Origin of the sequence: Pauljensenia sp. UMB3104, from assembly GCF_030217285.1 — a bacterium.
GTDB lineage: Bacteria > Actinomycetota > Actinomycetes > Actinomycetales > Actinomycetaceae > Pauljensenia.
Genome location: NZ_JASONN010000292.1, coordinates 1 through 275 on the forward strand (window position 1 = coordinate 1; position 275 = coordinate 275).

The 275-nt window shown below is 57.8% G+C and carries 1 pseudogene; it reads left to right on the forward strand.

The window, feature by feature from the left end:
- Positions 1-195 (forward strand): annotated as a pseudogene (locus QP415_RS11760) (thiol reductant ABC exporter subunit CydD); the annotation flags it as partial.
- Positions 196-275 lie beyond the last annotated feature (80 nt).

Genomic DNA, 275 nt, shown 5'->3' on the forward strand with positions numbered 1-275 from the left:
CAGGGGCGAACGGTCATCGTCATTGCGCACCGCCAGGCTGTCGTTGCGGCAGCAGACCATGTCATTACCGTCTCGGCGCAGGCAGCAACTGCTCAGGATGCCGAGGAGTACCCCATCCTCACGCAGATTGAGCAACTGGAAGACCTGAGCGTGACGCTGCCCGGATTCCTCGACGAATCGGAGGCGGTGAAATGATCCTGTTTCTGACGCAAAAAGAACGGCGCGCTGTGCGCCGCGTCATCGACCTTCTGGATGTCGATAAGAAGAACTTTATT